This window comes from Pseudanabaena biceps PCC 7429, from assembly GCF_000332215.1.
In the GTDB taxonomy this organism is placed as follows: domain Bacteria; phylum Cyanobacteriota; class Cyanobacteriia; order Pseudanabaenales; family Pseudanabaenaceae; genus Pseudanabaena; species Pseudanabaena biceps.
Genome location: NZ_ALWB01000455.1, coordinates 1 through 671, shown reverse-complemented (window position 1 = coordinate 671; position 671 = coordinate 1). Strand labels below are relative to the sequence as shown.

The window sequence follows — 671 nt, the reverse complement described above, 5'->3', positions numbered from 1 at the left end:
AACCTGCGGCGCACGCGCCGCGTGCGCCGCAGGTTTTAGATCTGGATTTTAAGTATGCTGAGGTACTTATAAATAGTGGCAAAAAGGCAGTTTTCCTTGCATGATTTAATTGTCAATATAAAATCTATCCGTTTTTCTATCCATTTGTTAGAGCAAGGATAATTTCTCAGTTTGATATCTTATGTGATTGAGGTGTGATTGAGGTAAAAGCAATGGCAAATATATCTGGAGCTTGGTTGGGAACTTATTGGCAATGGGGTTTACCAACAAGATTTGAGGTTGAGTTTATCCAAAGTGGGAACTCTTTGACGGGCAATATTTTAGATGATGGCAGTTTAGGTGAAGCGATCGTCAATGGTGAGGTGATTGGTAGTAGCGTTAGTTTTACCAAAAAATATTATTCCCATAACTACATAATTAACTATTTCGGAACAATTAATCAAGAAGAGAATTTGATTTCAGGTGAATGGAAAATTGATGCATTTATTGGAGATTCAGGTGCTTGGGAATTAAAACGCAATTATTCTGATTTAAATAAAGAACTTAGCGATAATCTTCAATCCCAAATCCCTTTTTTAACTAACGTTAGCTAAGAGTCAATAAGCTATAGCTACAGTCACTTGACTGAAGACAAATCAAACCCCAAGAATTGACTGGCGGCGCGAAGCGCC

The 671-nt window shown here is 37.7% G+C and carries 1 protein-coding gene; it reads left to right on the top strand.

Going from position 1 to position 671, the window contains the following annotated elements:
• The first annotated feature begins 212 nt into the window (after window positions 1-212).
• Entirely contained in the window at window positions 213-593 is a 381-nt protein-coding gene (locus tag PSE7429_RS23085; protein WP_009629833.1) for a hypothetical protein, read from the top strand.
• The last annotated feature ends 78 nt before the right edge of the window (window positions 594-671 follow it).

What these genes read in the sequence shown, in the direction of transcription:
- PSE7429_RS23085 (WP_009629833.1), top strand. Translation starts at nt 213, where the DNA reads ATGGCAAATATATCTGGAGCTTGGTTGGGAACTTATTGGCAATGGGGT.